Below are 15,653 nucleotides of genomic sequence, written 5' to 3'. Positions count from 1 at the left end.
GATGTGTCACATGCGCCCGCAGGTGTTAGTTCGGGCAGGAATTGTCCGACATGTAGTCATGGACCTTGACGGTTCCGGCAACGATGTCGGCCTTCGCCTTTTCGACGGCAGCCGTCATTTCCGGCGTGATCAGGTCCTTGTTGTTGTCGTCGACCGCATAGGTGACGCCATCCTGTTCGACGCCAAGAGCCTGAACGCCGGCCGTGAAGGCATCGCCCTGAGTATCCTTGAAGGCGTTGTAGACCGCGAGGTCGACGCGCTTGACCATCGAGGTCAGCACCTTGCCCGGATGCAGGTGGTTCTGGTTGGAATCGACGCCGATGCCGAGCTTGTCGTTGTCGGCTGCCGTCTGCAGGACACCGAGGCCGCTTGCGCCGGCTGCCGCGTAGACTACATCCGCACCCTGGTCGATCTGGTTCTTGGTGAGTTCACCGGCACGCACCGGATCGTTCCAGGCCGCACCCGTGGTGCCGACCATGTTCTGGAAGACCTGCGCATCCGGATTGGCCGCCTTGACGCCCTGGACATAGCCGCAGCCAAACTTGCGGATCAGCGGAATATCCATGCCGCCGACGAAACCGACCTTGCCGGTCTCGGACGCCATGCCTGCGAGAAGGCCAACGAGGTAGGAGCCCTGTTCCTCGTTGTAGACGACGGAGCGCACGTTCGGCAGGTCGACAACGGCGTCGACGATCACGAACTTGGTGTCGGGGAACTCGGCCGCGACCTTTTCCATCGCCGATGTCCAGGCGAAGGAGACGGCGACCACGGGGTTATAGCCGCGGCTTGCGAAATTGCGGATCGCCTGCTCGCCCTGCGTATCGCTGGTCGGCTCGAAATCCCGGTATTCGACCCCCGCCTCCGCCTTGAACTGTTCGGCGCCGGCATGGGCAGCCTCGTTGAAGGATTTGTCGAACTTGCCGCCCGTTCCGTAGACCAATGCGGGCTTGATCTCGGCTGCCAGCGCAGTCGCCGACATTGCGGCCATCGCCATGAGAGTCAGAAGGGTTCTTTTCATCGTTCAGCCCTGTTTTTTTGTAAGTTGATAGCTGGGTCTCCCGCATCCCTGGTACCAGGCGCGTCTGCGGCCACCAGTCCTCCCCACGAGAGACCGGCTGCCCGCACTTTTGCATGGGCCATGGAAAAATTCACCCGATTTTTTTCATCTGGTAAAAATCCGGAGCACGTCGTGCAACTGCACAAAAACATGCCGCGGACCGATGAAATCCGCGGCATGAACAACTGGCTGCCGTTGTCTGTCAGCCGACCGGGCAGGCCACGCCGGTGCCCTTCAGGCCGCAATAGCCACCGGGGTTCTTGGCGAGATACTGCTGATGATAATCCTCGGCATAATAGAAGACGTCCAGAGGAGCGAACTCGGTGGTGATCCTGACCTTCTTGCCGGCGGCGTCCAAGGCGCCCTGAAAGGCTTCCGCCGCCTGCCCTGCCTCGACAGCCTGCTCGTCGGTCGTCGTATAGACGGCCGATCGGTAGGTGGTGCCGATGTCGTTACCCTGGCGCATGCCCTGCGTCGGATCGTGCTCTTCGAAGAACACCTTCAGCAGATCGCGATAGGAGACCACCGAGGGATCGAAGACCACCTTGACGATCTCCGCATGGCCGGTGAGGCCCGTGGTGGTCTCGTTATAGGTCGGATTGGGCGTGATGCCGCCGGCATAGCCGACAGCCGTGACGTAGACGCCCGGGATGGTCCAGAACAGGCGTTCGGCGCCCCAGAAGCAGCCCATGCCGAGATAGGCGATCTCCAGTCCTTCCGGATAGGGACCCTTCAACGGTCGGCCGTTGACGAAATGCGTCTGCGCCGTCGGGAGCGGATCGCTGCGGCCCGGCAGCGCATTGTCCGGCGTCGGCATTGCCGTCTTCTTGTTGAACATGTCGATCACGAACATCATCGCCTCCTTGGGGTCGGAACTTGCACTGCCTGCCGGCGGCATGACGGTCCGTCACAATTGCTTCAAGAGCCGTCAGGCCGAGAAGCGACCCGCGAATCGTGGACGTCGGTAGCCGATCATCCAGAACAACAGGGCAATCACGAGGAACACGCCAAAGGCCGGCTGCGCCAGAACCGGCGCCACGGCCCAGCGCCATGCATCGGCACTGATATAGGAGGCGAAGGCCTCCTCTGCCAGTGTCAGGCTGACGACGTCGAGGTTCTGCCAGTGGTTTCCGAGTGAAGTCATGACCACGGCAGACGAGGACACGGACTCGATGGCGTCCAGCGTACCTGCCATGATTGCAGCCACCAAGGCGACGAGGCTCAGAAAATGAAAGACGGTCCTTACCAAGGCCTCTGCCTCCTTCCGCTTCAGGGATAGCGTGCGCTGCACCCCTTTGATCAGCGATAGCGCGGGCGCCTAAGAGGCGCAATCGTGCGATTGATCGGACACCGATGCATTTTCCCGTAAATTCCGGTTGATCCGCAGGAATTCATCGGTATATATCCCGCCCGACCGCTGCTTTGCCAATGTGCAGGCAGCCCTTCCTCTTCAAGGACAGGTGGCCGAGTGGTTGAAGGCGCACGCCTGGAACGCGTGTATACGTGAAAGCGTATCGAGGGTTCGAATCCCTCTCTGTCCGCCATCCCCACCATCATCAAGATTATGGATCGTTCTGTATCGCGACGACATCTTTCGGCGTCGGCTCGGCGATTTACTGCGGACTCCATCTCGAAAAACGGGCGCGCCCGCTACAAACCGGGGCCGGTCGTGGCTTTGCGAGTATGATGGCGCTTATTTTGCTGCATTGCACTTCCGGACCAAAAACATTTTTGCTACGCAGTACTTCGGCCTCAAGTATAGACCCCGAAAAGGCGATGGAAACATGAAAGTTGCGTTGATCACCGGCATTACGGGCCAGGACGGTTCCTATCTTGCGGAACTTCTGCTCGCCAAGGGATATGAGGTGCACGGTATCAAGCGCCGCACCTCGCTCTTCAATACCGACCGCATCGACCACCTGTACCAGGATCCGCACGAGAAGAACCGCAAGCTGGTGCTGCACTACGGCGACATGACCGATTCGTCGAGCCTCATCCGCATCATCCAGCAGGTCCAGCCGGACGAGATCTACAACCTGGCGGCCCAGTCGCACGTGGCGGTGTCGTTCGAGGAGCCGGAGTATACGGCAAACTCCGACGCTCTCGGCGCGCTGCGCATCCTGGAAGCCATCCGCATCCTCGGGCTGGAGAAGAAGTCGAAGTTCTACCAGGCCAGCACCTCGGAACTCTACGGTCTCGTTCAGGAGATCCCGCAGCGCGAGACGACGCCCTTCTATCCGCGCTCGCCCTATGCGGTGGCCAAGCTTTACGCCTACTGGATCACCGTCAACTACCGCGAAGCCTACGGCATGTATGCCTGCAACGGCATCCTCTTCAACCACGAGAGCCCGGTGCGCGGCGAGACCTTCGTGACGCGCAAGATCACCCGCGCGCTGGCGCGCATCAAGCTCGGCCTGCAGGACTGCCTCTACCTCGGCAACATGGATGCGCTCCGCGACTGGGGCCACGCCAAGGATTATGTCGAGATGCAGTGGCTGATGCTGCAGCAGGAGGTGGCGGACGACTTCGTCATCGCCACCGGCGTGCAGTACAGCGTGCGCGACTTCGTCAATGCAGGTGCTGCAGAAATCGACATGAAGATCGAGTGGAAGGGTTCGGGCGCCGACGAGAAGGGCTACGACGACAAGGGCCGCTGCATCGTCGCGGTCGATCCGCGCTACTTCCGCCCGACGGAAGTCGAGACGCTGCTGGGTGACCCGACGAAGGCCAGGGAAAAGCTCGGCTGGACCCCGAAGATCACCTTCCAGGAGCTTGTCTCGGAGATGATGCGCGAGGACCTGAAGGCGGCCGAGCGCGACGAACTGGTCAAGCGCCACGGTTTTTCCGCTTACGATTATCACGAGTAGGTCATGGACAGAGACGCAAAGATCTACGTTGCCGGGCACAGGGGCATGGTCGGCTCGGCCATCGTCCGCAAGCTTTCCAGCCTCGGCTACACCAACGTGGTGACACGGACGCATGCCGAGGTCGACCTCGTCAGCCAGCAGGCGGTGATGGATTTTCTGGGCCAGGAAAAGCCGGACTACATCTTCATGGCAGCCGCCAAGGTGGGCGGCATTCATGCCAACAATACGCTGAGAGCCGAATTCCTCTACCAGAACCTGATGATCGAGACGAATGTGGTACATGCCGCCTGGCAGGCGGGCGTCAACCGCATGCTGTTCCTCGGCTCCAGCTGCATCTATCCGCGCGACTGCCCGCAGCCGATCCGCGAGGACTATCTGCTGACGGGGCCGCTGGAGCAGACCAACGAGCCCTATGCGATCGCCAAGATCGCCGGCGTCAAGCTCTGCGAGAGCTACAACCGGCAGTACGGCACCCAGTATGTCTCGGCGATGCCGACCAATCTCTACGGCCCCAACGACAGCTACGACCTCGCCAACAGCCACGTCCTGCCGGCGCTGATCCGCAAGACGCATGAGGCGAAGCTGAGGGGTGACCGGGAGCTTGTGGTCTGGGGATCGGGCAAGCCGATGCGCGAGTTCCTCTACGTCGACGACATGGCCGAGGCCTGCGTCTTCCTGATGGAGAACGGCATCAGCGACGGCCTCTTCAACATCGGCACCGGCGAGGACGTGACGATCTGCGAGCTCGCCGAGACGGTGATGGACGTGGTCGGCTTCGACGGCACAATCGTCTACGACAGCGCCAAGCCGGACGGAACGCCGCGCAAGCTGCTCGATGTCGACAAGATGAAGACGCTCGGCTGGTCCGCCAGCACCGGTCTGCGCGATGGCATTGCCAGGGCCTATGCGGATTTCAAGGAGCGCTTCAGCGCCTGACGGCAACGCCGTTAGGCCCGCACAAGCCTCATCGCCCATTCCTTCCATGCCGGTTGGTCGGCTACGAAGGAGAACAATGATTGTGACCCACGACGTTGAACAGTCCGAATTGATCTCGGAACAGACGCTTGCCCTGTTCCTCGAGCAGAATGACGCGGATCCGTTGACGGACATCCTGGTCCAGTCGCTGGAGGAAACGCTCAGCATCCTGCGCGACGAGATCGCCTTCGAAACCGTACACTGACCCTTACGGCAGTCCGGACGACCGGATACCGGTAGTAGCCTCTGTGCTCTCCGCAGATGACATGCGTTCATCAAGGGTTACCGATCCTCCGGAACCAGGTGTCTCCTGACGCATTCTCATGCCCAGAAGGGCAAAGAAACGGAGACACCACAATGAAAAACGTCATTCTCGCTTCCTGCGCACTCGTCGCAGCTTCTTTCGCCACCGCAGCCGTCGCCCAAGAGGGAACCATGAGCGGCGCAGCCGGGGGCGCTGTGACCGGCGCCATCGTCGGCGGTCCGATCGGCGCAGCCGTCGGCGGCATTGCCGGTGCAGCGCTCGGCACGGCCATTGATCCGCCGCCGCCGGAAGTCGTCACCTATGTTCAGGCGCAGCCGGCTCCTGCCACGACTGTCGTTGTCGAACGCCAGATCGAGGTCGGCCAGCCAATTCCTGAGACGGTCGTGCTGACGCCCGTACCGGACCACAGCAACTATTCCTACGCGGTGGTAAACGAGCAGCGCGTGATCGTCGACCCGCAGACGGGCACCGTCGTCCAGATCATCCAGTAAGCCTAGATCGGCTCAGGATAGAACGACCGAAGGGCTCCGCTTTTGCGGGGCCCTTTTTCTGAGACCTTTAGACGTAAACCGCCTGATCGACGCGATCCTGCTCCCCGAAGAAGCGCAGGTAGCGCTCCACCTCAGCGGGTTCGCCCGTCGCCTTGCGTGGATTGTCCGACAGCTTCACCGCCGGACGACCGTTCGCCTCGCTCACCTTGCACACGAGCGAAATCGGCTTCAGGCTTTCGACGTGCTGGGGTGCGCAGCCGGCGAAGTCATTGGTCAGATTCGTGCCCCAGCCGAAGCCCATGCGCACGCGACCCTCGAAATGGCGATAGGTATCCACGATCGCATCGACATCCAGTCCGTCGGAAAAGATCAGCAACTTGTCCTTCGGATCCCGGCCCATCTTCCGCCACCAGTCGATGATCTTCTCACCGCCTTCGATCGGCGGCGCACTGTCGGGGCGGAAGCCGGTCCAATCCGCCACCCACTCCGGCGCATCGCGCAGGAAGGCGCTCGTGCCATAGGCATCCGGCAGGACGATCAGGAGATTGCCGCCGTAGAGCCGGTTCCAGTCCTTGAGAACCTGGTAGGGGGCAGCGCGCAGCTCGTCGTCGGAATTTGCCAGCGCCGCAACCACCATGGGCAGCTCGTGCGCATTGGTACCGACGGCCTCGAGATCGGAATCCATGGCGAGCAGGACGTTGCTGGTGCCGGTAAAGGCCGGGCCGATGCCCTCCTTCAGAGCCTCGACGCACCAGCGCTGCCACAGGAAGCTGTGGCGCCGGCGGGTGCCGAAATCGGAGATCCGCAGGCCCGGAAGCACGCGCAGCCGCTCGACCTTCTCCCACATCTTCGCCTTTGCGCGCGCATAGAGCACATCCAGCGTGAACGGCCCCATGTGCCGCATGGCGGCCCGCGAGCGCAGCTCGTTGATGATGGCAAGCGCCGGGATCTCCCACATGGTGGTTTCCATCCAGCGGCCATGGAACGTCAGCTCGTACTGCCCGTCGCGCTTCGACAGCTCGTATTCCGGCAGCTGATAGGTCGCGAGCCAGTTGAGGAACTCGGGCTCGAAAATCTGCTTGCGGCCATAGAAGGTGTTGCCGGCAAGCCAGATCAACTCCTTCTTGGAAAGGTGAAGGCTGCGCGCATGGTCCAGTTGCTCGCGCAGTTCGTGCTCGTCGATCTCGTCGGCGAGGCGAACTTTCGTGGTCCGGTTGATCAGCGAGAAGGTTGCATCGACATTCGGATAGAGCTTCCAGATCATCTGCAACATCAGCAGCTTGTAGAAATCCGTATCGATCAGGCTGCGGATGATCGGATCGAGCTTCCAGGTGTGATTGTAGACCCTGCTTGCGATATCGGTCTTGGTCATGCCTGCCCTGCCCCGGCCTATCGAGAGGCCAACTGTGTCTGGTCAGATCTGCCCGAAGGCGACGACCCACCGCCATCCGGAGGCAAGACTTATGGAAAAATACCCTGGAAGTCCACACGCCAAACGGCCGCGGCATGCCGCGGCCGAGGAGGATCACCTCGTGGGGATCAGTTGGCGGGCGCGGGTGCCGGTGCGGTGGCGGGATCGGCCGTCGGCTGGGCCTCCTGAGCGGCAGGCGTGGTATCGCCGGTCGGCGGCGTTGCGGTCTGCTCGGCTGGCGCATCCGTGGCTTCACCGAAGATCTCGACGGCGCCCCAGGCGATCATGGCCAGAACCAGGCCGGCAATCAGCACCTTCAGCACGGTGGAACCGCCACGGCCCTGCCTGGCTTCGGTGCCGCTCATCGGCTGTTCGGGAGGCGAGCCGACGGGACGTGGCTGTCCGGTTCCGGTACGGGGGGTATTTGGGTCATTCGGGGTGTTCATCATCGCTCCTTTCCGCGGCGGCATTCGGCCACGGTGTTGGATAGGCAACGATTGGCGCGCCGCGAGGTTCCGCTTTCCCTTAATACCCAGTTCCACGATCGACGAGATGCTCGAGCGGCTGGCCGGCCTCGATGCGATCGATCTGGCGCTCCGCATGGCGGAAGAGGGCTGCGGCATCCGACGCGGAGGCGGCATGCGGCGTAATGATGACATTGTCCATCGCCCACAAGGGACTGTCTGTAGCCAGCGGCTCGGTTTCGAAGACGTCGAGCGAGGCGCCGCCAAGGGTGCCCTCCTGCAGGGCCGCGAGCACATCGGCCTCCACCTGGCTGCCGCCGCGGCCGGCATTGATGAAGACGGGAGCGCCCAAACGCCCTCCCTTTCGAAGCTTCGAGAAAAGCGCCGCATTGAAGAGGCCCCGGGTTTCCGGCGTCAGCGGCAGCAAGCCGACCAGAATATCGGTGCGGGACAGAAAGGCGTCGATTCCGTCCGCGTCGAAAGTCTCGATGCCCGGCAGCTCTTTCTTGCGACGCGACCAGCCAACCACGTCAAAGCCCATCATCTTCAGCTTGATGGCGGAATCCTGACCGAGCACCCCAAGCCCCATGACGCCGACGGTCAGATCCTTTGCTTCCGGCTGCGGCAATTCCCGCCAGACCCGCTCGCGCTGCTGCTTCAGGTATCGTGGCGCCTGGCGCAGGTGGGAGAGGCATTGCAGCACGACCCATTCGCTCATGCGGGTCGTGAGGCTCTCATCGACGAAGCGCACGATCGGAAGATCCGGCAGGTCCGGCATGGCGAGGATGTGATCGACGCCGGCGCCGCCCGAAAACAGCACCTGCAGGTTCGGCGCGCGCCGAAACAGATCGGCGTCCGGCTTCCAGACGATCGCATAGCCGGCAGCGGACAGATCCTGATCCCGGTCGGATGCCCGCAGGACGTCGCGCCCCTGAAAGGCATTGCGGAGGGCCGCGTCGATCTCGCGACGCTCGAACTTCAGATCGATGACGACGGCGCGTTTGGCAGACATCCGGAACCCCTTGAGCTACTGATTGATGGCGGCCGTCTCCACCGCCTCGAGATTGAAGGCTGCGGCCATGAGCGCCTTCGTGTAGTCCTGCCGCGGCGCACGGAAGATCTGCTCTGCCGGCCCCTCCTCGACCACCTTTCCCGTGCGCATGACGATGACGTGGTTGGCAAGCGCCTTCACCACCTTCAGGTCATGGCTGATGAAGAGGTAGGCGAGATCATGCTTTTTCTGCAGGTCGCGCAGCAGATCGACCACCTGTGCCTGCACGGTCATGTCGAGAGCCGACGTGGGCTCATCGAGCATCACGAAACGCGGCTTCAGCACCATGGCCCGGGCAATGGCGATGCGCTGCCGCTGGCCGCCGGAGAACTCGTGCGGGTAACGCCAGCGCGTCTCCGGATCGAGGCCGACTTCGGTCAGGGCCCAGCAGACGCGCGCGTCTCGCGCATCGGCCGACAGCGCCTGCTCATGCACCTTGAGACCTTCGGCGATGATCTCTCCGACCGACATGCGCGGGCTCAGCGAGCCGAAGGGGTCCTGGAAGACGACCTGCAGGCGATCGCGCAGCGGGCGCATCTGCCGGAAGGTGTATTCGCCGATGTCGTTGCCGATGAAGGCGATCCGCCCCTGCGACGAGATCAGGCGGGCGAGCGCCAGTCCGAGCGTCGTCTTGCCGGAACCGGATTCGCCGACGACGCCAAGCGTCTCGCCGGCCCGCAGCGAGAGGCTGACGCCATCGACCGCCTTGACGTGATCCACCACCTTGCGCATCAGCCCGGCCTTGATCGGGAACCAGACGCGGATGTCCTTGCCTTCCATGACCACCGGCTTGGACAGATCGGCGGCGGGCGGCTCCCCGCGCGGTTCCGATGCCAGCAGGTGGCGGGTGTATTCGTGCTGCGGATTGACGAAGACGTCCTCGACGTTGCCGCTTTCGACGATCTTGCCCCCGGTCATGACGCAGACTCGGTCCGCAAACTTGCGGACGATGCCGAGGTCATGGGTGATGAACAGCATGGACATGCCATGCTCGCCCTTGAGACGACGCAGCAGATCGAGGATCTGCGCCTGAACGGTGACGTCCAGGGCGGTCGTCGGCTCGTCGGCAATCAGGAGCTTCGGCCGGTTGGCGAGCGCCATGGCGATCATCACGCGCTGGCGCTGACCGCCGGAGAGCTGGTGCGGATAGGCCTGAAGCCGCTTTTCCGGTTCGCGAATGCCGACCTGGTTCAGAAGTTCGAGAATGCGCGCCCGTGCCGCCTGCCCCGTCATGCCCTGGTGAAGGTCGAGGATCTCGCCGATCTGCTTCTCGATCGTGTGGAGCGGATTGAGCGAGGTCATCGGCTCCTGGAAGATCATCGTGATCTGGTTGCCGCGCACGCGTCGCAGCACCGGCTCCGGCGCCGTCAGGAGATCGTGCCCGCCGAACAGGATTTCTCCCGATGGATGGCTGGCCGATGGATAGGGCAGCAGCCTGAGGACGGAGTTTGCCGTCACCGACTTGCCGGAGCCGGATTCGCCCACAAGGGCCACCACTTCGCCCGGCATGATGTCGAAGGAGACGCCGTCGACGGCCAGCGAGGTATTGCCGCCCTGATGAAAGGCCACCGACAGATCGCGAACGGAAAGGAGCGGTTCTGTCATGGGTTCACCGGAAGGTCTTGCGGGGGTCGAAGGCATCGCGGATCGCCTCGCCGACGAAGATCAGCAGCGACAGCATGATCGACATGGTGAAGAAGGCCGACAGGCCAAGCCACGGCGCCTGCAGGTTGTTCTTGCCCTGGGCGATCATCTCGCCGAGCGAGGGCGAGCCGGGCGGCATGCCGAAGCCTAGGAAGTCGAGCGAGGTCAGCGTCGCGATCGATCCCGACAGGATGAAGGGCAGGAATGTCAGCGTCGCGACCATGGCATTGGGCAGCAGGTGCCGGAACATGATCGTCCAGTTGCCGACGCCGAGCGCCCGTGCGGCGTTGACGTATTCGAAGTTTCGCGCCCGCAGGAACTCCGCCCGCACGATGCCGACGAAGCCGACCCAGGAAAACAACAGCATGATCCCCAGGAGGACGAAGAAGCCCGGCGGCAGGATGGCGGCGATGATGAGCAGGATGTAGAGCACCGGCATCGACGACCAGATCTCGATGAAGCGCTGGAAGAGCAGATCCGTCCAGCCGCCGAAATAGCCCTGGATGGCGCCGGCCGTCACGCCGATGACGGCAGACGCTATGGTGAGCACCAGGCCGAATAGCACCGACACGCGGAACCCGTAGATGATGCGGGCCACGACGTCGCGCGCCTGGTCATCCGTGCCGAGCCAGTTGAGGTTTCCGAGAATGCAGGCGGGATCTTCATCGCCGAGCGCGTAGCCGGCGCAGCGCTGCTCCGGCTCCATCAGCCAGAACGGTGGGGTGGGGGCCGAATGGGGGATGTTGGAATTGACGGTGAGGTAGGAATAGCGGATCGGCGGCCAGACCATCCAGCCGTTCGCCTCGATCTCGTCGGCGATGAAGGACGAGCGGTAGTCGGTGGTGGCAAGGAAGCCGCCGAACTTCTCCTCCGGATAGTCCACGAGCACCGGAAACAGGATCTCCCCCTTGTAGGAGGCGACGATCGGGCGGTCGTTGGCGATGAGCTCGGCAAACATGCTGAGCACGAAGAGCACCATGAAGATCCAGAAGGACCAGTAGCCGCGCCCGTTGGCGCGAAAGTTCTGGAGCCGGCGGCGGTTGGTGGGCGACAGCCAGGCGCGCTTTGGCGGAGCGTCGGTCACCGTGGGCGGTGCTGCAAGTGCCTGAGCCTGCATCAGACGTCCCTCCGCTCGAAATCGATGCGCGGGTCGATCCAGGTGTAGATGAGGTCGGAGATGAGGCTGACGACAAGGCCCATCAGCGAGAAGATGTAGAGCGTGCCGAAGACGATCGGATAGTCGCGGTTCACGATCGCCAGGTAGCCGAGACGTCCCAGCCCATCGAGCGAGAAGATGTTCTCGATCAGCAGCGACCCCGTGAAGAAGGCGGAGATGAAGGCGCCGGGGAAGCCCGCGATCACGATCAGCATGGCATTGCGGAAGACGTGGCCATAGAGCACCCGCCGCTCCGGCAGACCCTTGGCGCGGGCGGTGACCACATACTGCTTCCGGATCTCGTCAAGGAATGAGTTCTTGGTCAGGAGAGTGGTGGTGGCGAAGGCGGAGAGCGACAGGGCGATCAGCGGCAGGGTCAGGTGCCAGAAATAGTCGAGGATCTTTTCCCACCAGGACAGCTGCGCGAAATTATCCGACACCAGTCCCCTGAGCGGAAACCAGTCGAAGAAGGAGCCGCCGGCGAAGACGACGATCAGCAGGATGCCGAACAGGAAGCTCGGAACCGCATAGCCGACGATGACGATGCCGGAGGTCCAGACGTCGAAGGCCGAGCCGTCCTTTACCGCCTTGCGGATGCCGAGCGGGATGGAAATGACGTAGGAAATGATCAGGATCCAGAAGCCGAGCGAGATGGAGACCGGCAGCTTGTCGATGATCAGGTCGATCACCGAGGCATTGCGAAAGAAGCTCTCGCCGAAGTCGAAGCGGATATAATCCCACATCATGTCGAGGAACCGGGTGAGCGGCGGCTTGTCGAAGCCGAACTGCTGCTCGAGCTTGGCGATGAAATCGGGATCCAGTCCCTGGGCGCCGCGATAGCGGGAGTTGTCCTCGAAGCCGCCGCCCTGCGCGCCCAGGAGATCGCCACCGCCGGAGAGGCGGTCGGACGCACTGTCGCCCTGACCCGTCAACTGCGCGATTACCTGTTCGACCGGCCCCCCCGGCGCGAACTGGATCACCAGGAAGGAGATGCCCATGATGCCGACCATGGTCGGAATCATCAGCAGCAGGCGTCTGAGGATATAGGCCCCCATCAGCAGCTACATTCGGGCGGTGCGGAAGCAGACAAGCGCGGCATGGTCAACGTCAACCGGTGTGGTCCTTCCTTCGCGGCATGGCCGCGTTTCAAGTGATTCGCGTCTCTAGTGATGCCATACCACCCGCAGCGAGGCTAGTTCGCCGCGGTCGTGGACCACCAGATCGCCGGGAAGCCGAGCGAATATTCCGGCAGCGTCTCTGGATGGGCGATGGTGTCCCAGTAGGCGATGCGCGATGTCTTCGCCGTATAGGTGGGCACGACGATGTGGTGGGCGAGAAGCACGCGGTCGAGTGCCTTGACGGCGGCAATCTGCGCGTCGCGATCCTTGGCGAAGATGACCTTGCGGACCAGAGCATCGACACCCGGGTCGCTGATGCCGCTGTAGTTCTGCGATCCGTCGCGCTTGGCCGCTTCCGAGCCCCAGTATTCCGCCTGCTCATTGCCGGGATTGCTGGACTGGCCCCAGGCATTGTACATCACGTCGAAATCGCGCGAGCGCCAACGATTGGTGAACTGCGATTGCTCGACGCTGCGGACGGTCGCCTCGACGCCGATCATCTTCAGATTGCGCGCGAAGGCGAGCGCGACAGGCTCGATGGTCGGACCGCCCAGCATGATTTCGAAGGTCAGCGGTTCACCGGTCTTGGTGTTGACCATGCGATTGCCCTGCAATTGGTAGCCGGCCTCCCGCAGCAGGCTGACCGCCGTGCGCAGGTTCTCGCGCAGCTTCTGCGGGTCGCCGTTCACCGGGTTCCGATAGGGCTCGGTAAACACCTTCGGCGGGACCAGGTCCTTCACCTCGTTGAGGATTTCCAGTTCCGCCCCCTCCGGCAGACCCGATGACGCCATGTCGGTGCGGAAGAAGAAGCTGTCGACCCGGTCATAGGTGTCGTAGAAGATCGTGCGGCGCAGTTCCTCGAAATCGAAGGCGTAGTTCAGCGCTTCCCGGACACGGGGATCGGAAAACTTCTCCCGCCGCGTGTTGAACACGAAGCCGACCATGACGCCGACCTTGCGCAGTTCGTTCTCGTGCTCCTCGAGCTTGATGCGTCCGTCGTTCACGGCTGGAAAATCGTAGGAGGTCGCCCAGCGCCGGGCCGTATTTTCCCACCAGTAGTCCTCGTTGCCGGAACGGAAGGATTCAAACATCACGTCGCGGTCGGCATAGTAGCGATAGGTGATGGTGCCGAAGTTGTTCTGGCCGACGTTGACGTTGATGTCCTTGCCCCAATAGTCGTCGCGCCGTTCATAGGTGATCGCCGAGCCGGGGGTTACCGAGGCGACCTTGTAGGGGCCGGAGCCAAGCGGCGGCTCAAGCGCCGTGCGACCGATGTCGCGGACTTCGCCGTTCATGCCCGTGCCCTCCCACCAATGCTTGGGCACGATCGTCAGCTGCCCGACGATCTGCGGCAGCTCGCGGTTGTTCGGCTCGTCGAAGGTGAAGGTCACCTCGCGGTCGCCAGTCTTGTCCGCCTTCGTCACATGCCGGTAGTAGAACTCCATCTGCGGGACGTTCTTCTTGGCGTTCTCGAAGCTGAAGATCACGTCCTCCGGCGTTACCGGCTCGCCATCGGCCCATTTCGCCTCGGGCCGAAGCCGGAAGGTGACGGAGGAATAGTCGTCGGGGTGGCTCAAAGACTCCGCGAGAAGGCCGTACATCGAGGAAAGCTCGTCACTGGCAGACACCATCAGAGGCTCAAATACCTGCTCCAGACCGGAAGCTGGTTCGCCGCGGGCGAGCAACGGATTGAGCGTGTCGAAATTGCCCTCTACCGCAAGCCTGAGGGGACCACCCTTGGGCGCCTGGGGATTGACGTAGTCGTAATGCGGAAATCCCTCCGGGTATTTGAGATCGCCGACCGTTGCGATCCCGTGCTGCCATTGGTGTTCCGGTTCCTGCGCCAGACCTCGCCCAGGCAGCGCTGGCCAGGCGAGAGCTAAAGACAACGTCAATGCGGCAAGGCGGCGAGCCAACATGCAGATACCCCTGTTTCTCTTTTCGTTGCCGCAAAGCATAGGGCAAAGTCAGGCGAAATACAGGCTTGCGCGCTCACAAGCGTTTTATCGGACAGGGATCGGTCGGCGCCGCCATCTCCGTTTCACCAAAGTTCTCTTTCACGGTAAGCTTGAGGAAGTGATTTGCAGGGCGGCGGCGAGAGCATGCGCAGGACATCCAGACATTTGATACGGCTTCTGGCGACAGGGCTTTGCCTGGCGCAACTCGCGGGCCAGGGCCTGGCCGAGACGCGACCGGCAAAGGAGCTGTTTGGCGGCGCGAAGCTGCCGTCGCAGGGTCAGGCCGCCCCTTTCGGCTCCTATGCGAAGGGATGCATGGGAGGCGCCGTCGCGCTTCCGACAGACGGCCCCACCTGGCAGGCGATGCGGCTTTCGCGCAACCGGCGTTGGGGTAATCCGGAGATGATCTCCCTGCTCGAGCGCTTCTCCAGGGATGCAGCTTCTCTCGGATGGGGAACCGGCATCCTGGTCGGCGACATCTCGCAGCCGCGCGGCGGGCCAATGCTGTTCGGTCACGCCTCCCACCAGATCGGCCTCGATGCCGACGTGTGGTTCACGCCAAAGCCGGCAGAGCCGCTGTCGCCGCAGCAGCGCGAGGACATGCCGTTCACCTCCATGCTGGACAAGAGCAAGTTCCTGACGGTCGATACCCGGCGCTGGTCCGACACCCATGCCCGGGTGGTGATGCAGGCGGCAAGCTATCCCCAGGTGGAGCGGGTCTTCGTCAATCCGGCGATCAAGAAGAAGCTCTGCGAAACCTGGCGCGGCGACCGTTCCAACCTTGGAAAGGTACGACCGATCTATGGTCATGACGAGCACTTCCATATCCGCATCGGCTGTACGGAGGGTGCGACCGGCTGCAAGCCGCAGGCCGCCGTCGGCCAGGGCGACGGCTGCGACAAGTCGCTGGCGTGGTGGTTCACCGATGAGCCTTGGGCGAAGCCGAAGACGGATCCGAACGCCAAGCCGGTCAAGCCGCGCCAGGTGATGCTTTCCGACCTGCCGCGAGCCTGTGCCGCCGTGCTGGCCGCTCCTGCGAATGTCGCTGGCCAGGAAATGGTCGCCGCCTATTCCGCCGCCGGTGCCGTGCCTGTTCCTGCCCAGAACATCGAGGCGATCATCGCCAACGCGCAGTCCTTGCCGGAAATCGGGCCCTTGCCGCGACCGCGGCCGTTTGACTAAGGAAACGGCTGCCC

Annotated in this window: 15 protein-coding genes and 1 tRNA gene; 6 read left to right on the top strand and 10 right to left on the bottom strand. The window is 62.7% G+C overall.

Going from position 1 to position 15,653, the window contains the following annotated elements:
- Positions 1–25: 25 nt before the first annotated feature.
- The 3 genes from EO99_RS0112960 to EO99_RS0112950 all read right to left on the bottom strand — a co-directional run bounded on the left by EO99_RS0112960 (position 26) and on the right by EO99_RS0112950 (position 2,252).
- Positions 26–1,018 (bottom strand): BMP family lipoprotein, encoded by a 993-nt coding sequence (locus tag EO99_RS0112960; protein ID WP_029619066.1) that lies wholly within the window; start codon positions 1,016–1,018, stop codon positions 26–28.
- Positions 1,019–1,259: 241 nt separating this feature from the next.
- On the bottom strand, positions 1,260–1,910 hold the full coding sequence (gene msrA, locus EO99_RS0112955; RefSeq protein ID WP_029619065.1) for a peptide-methionine (S)-S-oxide reductase MsrA: 651 nt from the start codon (positions 1,908–1,910) through the stop codon (positions 1,260–1,262).
- Positions 1,911–1,985: 75 nt separating this feature from the next.
- Complete coding sequence (locus EO99_RS0112950) at positions 1,986–2,252, bottom strand: hypothetical protein (protein WP_051679835.1); 267 nt, start codon at positions 2,250–2,252, stop codon at positions 1,986–1,988.
- A gap of 259 nt (positions 2,253–2,511) precedes the next feature.
- Here EO99_RS0112950 and EO99_RS0112945 point away from each other — a divergent pair.
- The 5 genes from EO99_RS0112945 (at position 2,512) to EO99_RS0112925 (ending at position 5,655) form a co-directional block, all read left to right on the top strand.
- Positions 2,512–2,601 (top strand) — tRNA-Ser (locus EO99_RS0112945).
- A 240-nt stretch (positions 2,602–2,841) separates the two neighbouring features.
- The gene (gmd, locus tag EO99_RS0112940) at positions 2,842–3,924 is read left to right on the top strand and encodes a GDP-mannose 4,6-dehydratase (protein ID WP_029619063.1); all 1,083 of its coding nucleotides are present in this window, start codon (positions 2,842–2,844) and stop codon (positions 3,922–3,924) included.
- A gap of 3 nt (positions 3,925–3,927) precedes the next feature.
- Positions 3,928–4,860 (top strand): GDP-L-fucose synthase family protein, encoded by a 933-nt coding sequence (locus EO99_RS0112935; protein WP_029619062.1) that lies wholly within the window; start codon positions 3,928–3,930, stop codon positions 4,858–4,860.
- Positions 4,861–4,942: 82 nt separating this feature from the next.
- Positions 4,943–5,104, top strand: a complete 162-nt coding sequence (locus tag EO99_RS27820) for a hypothetical protein (RefSeq protein WP_162179306.1) — start codon at positions 4,943–4,945, stop codon at positions 5,102–5,104.
- Positions 5,105–5,256: 152 nt separating this feature from the next.
- On the top strand, positions 5,257–5,655 hold the full coding sequence (locus EO99_RS0112925; protein ID WP_029619061.1) for a DUF1236 domain-containing protein: 399 nt from the start codon (positions 5,257–5,259) through the stop codon (positions 5,653–5,655).
- A 67-nt stretch (positions 5,656–5,722) separates the two neighbouring features.
- Here the strand turns inward: EO99_RS0112925 and pncB are convergent, their stop codons facing one another.
- The 7 genes from pncB to EO99_RS0112890 form a co-directional block, all read right to left on the bottom strand.
- Positions 5,723–7,027: a nicotinate phosphoribosyltransferase gene (gene pncB / locus EO99_RS0112920; RefSeq protein WP_029619060.1), complete on the bottom strand. Its 1,305-nt coding sequence runs from the start codon at positions 7,025–7,027 to the stop codon at positions 5,723–5,725.
- A gap of 167 nt (positions 7,028–7,194) precedes the next feature.
- On the bottom strand, positions 7,195–7,512 hold the full coding sequence (locus EO99_RS25700; RefSeq protein WP_408002869.1) for a flagellar basal body-associated FliL family protein: 318 nt from the start codon (positions 7,510–7,512) through the stop codon (positions 7,195–7,197).
- A 79-nt stretch (positions 7,513–7,591) separates the two neighbouring features.
- Positions 7,592–8,542, bottom strand: a complete 951-nt coding sequence (locus EO99_RS0112910) for a 2-hydroxyacid dehydrogenase (RefSeq protein WP_029619058.1) — start codon at positions 8,540–8,542, stop codon at positions 7,592–7,594.
- Positions 8,543–8,557: 15 nt separating this feature from the next.
- Positions 8,558–10,186 (bottom strand): ABC transporter ATP-binding protein, encoded by a 1,629-nt coding sequence (locus EO99_RS0112905; RefSeq protein ID WP_029619057.1) that lies wholly within the window; start codon positions 10,184–10,186, stop codon positions 8,558–8,560.
- Between the two features lie 4 nt (positions 10,187–10,190).
- Positions 10,191–11,342 carry an ABC transporter permease gene (locus EO99_RS0112900; RefSeq protein ID WP_037111790.1) on the bottom strand — a complete coding sequence of 384 codons (1,152 nt, stop codon included), beginning with the start codon at positions 11,340–11,342 and terminating at the stop codon, positions 10,191–10,193.
- Complete coding sequence (locus tag EO99_RS0112895; RefSeq protein ID WP_029619055.1) at positions 11,342–12,436, bottom strand: microcin C ABC transporter permease YejB; 1,095 nt, start codon at positions 12,434–12,436, stop codon at positions 11,342–11,344. The genes EO99_RS0112900 and EO99_RS0112895 overlap by 1 nt, the downstream gene beginning before the upstream one ends.
- Before the next feature lie 137 nt (positions 12,437–12,573).
- Complete coding sequence (locus EO99_RS0112890; RefSeq protein WP_029619054.1) at positions 12,574–14,418, bottom strand: extracellular solute-binding protein; 1,845 nt, start codon at positions 14,416–14,418, stop codon at positions 12,574–12,576.
- A 183-nt stretch (positions 14,419–14,601) separates the two neighbouring features.
- Between EO99_RS0112890 and mepA the strand changes: the two genes are divergently transcribed.
- Positions 14,602–15,639: a penicillin-insensitive murein endopeptidase gene (mepA, locus tag EO99_RS0112885; protein WP_029619053.1), complete on the top strand. Its 1,038-nt coding sequence runs from the start codon at positions 14,602–14,604 to the stop codon at positions 15,637–15,639.
- Positions 15,640–15,653: the final 14 nt, after the last annotated feature.

The organism is Pseudorhizobium marinum, from assembly GCF_000705355.1.
Lineage (GTDB): Bacteria > Pseudomonadota > Alphaproteobacteria > Rhizobiales > Rhizobiaceae > Neorhizobium > Neorhizobium pelagicum.
The sequence above is the reverse complement of the archived record's forward strand: the minus strand, read 5'-3'. Positions and strand labels throughout refer to the sequence as shown.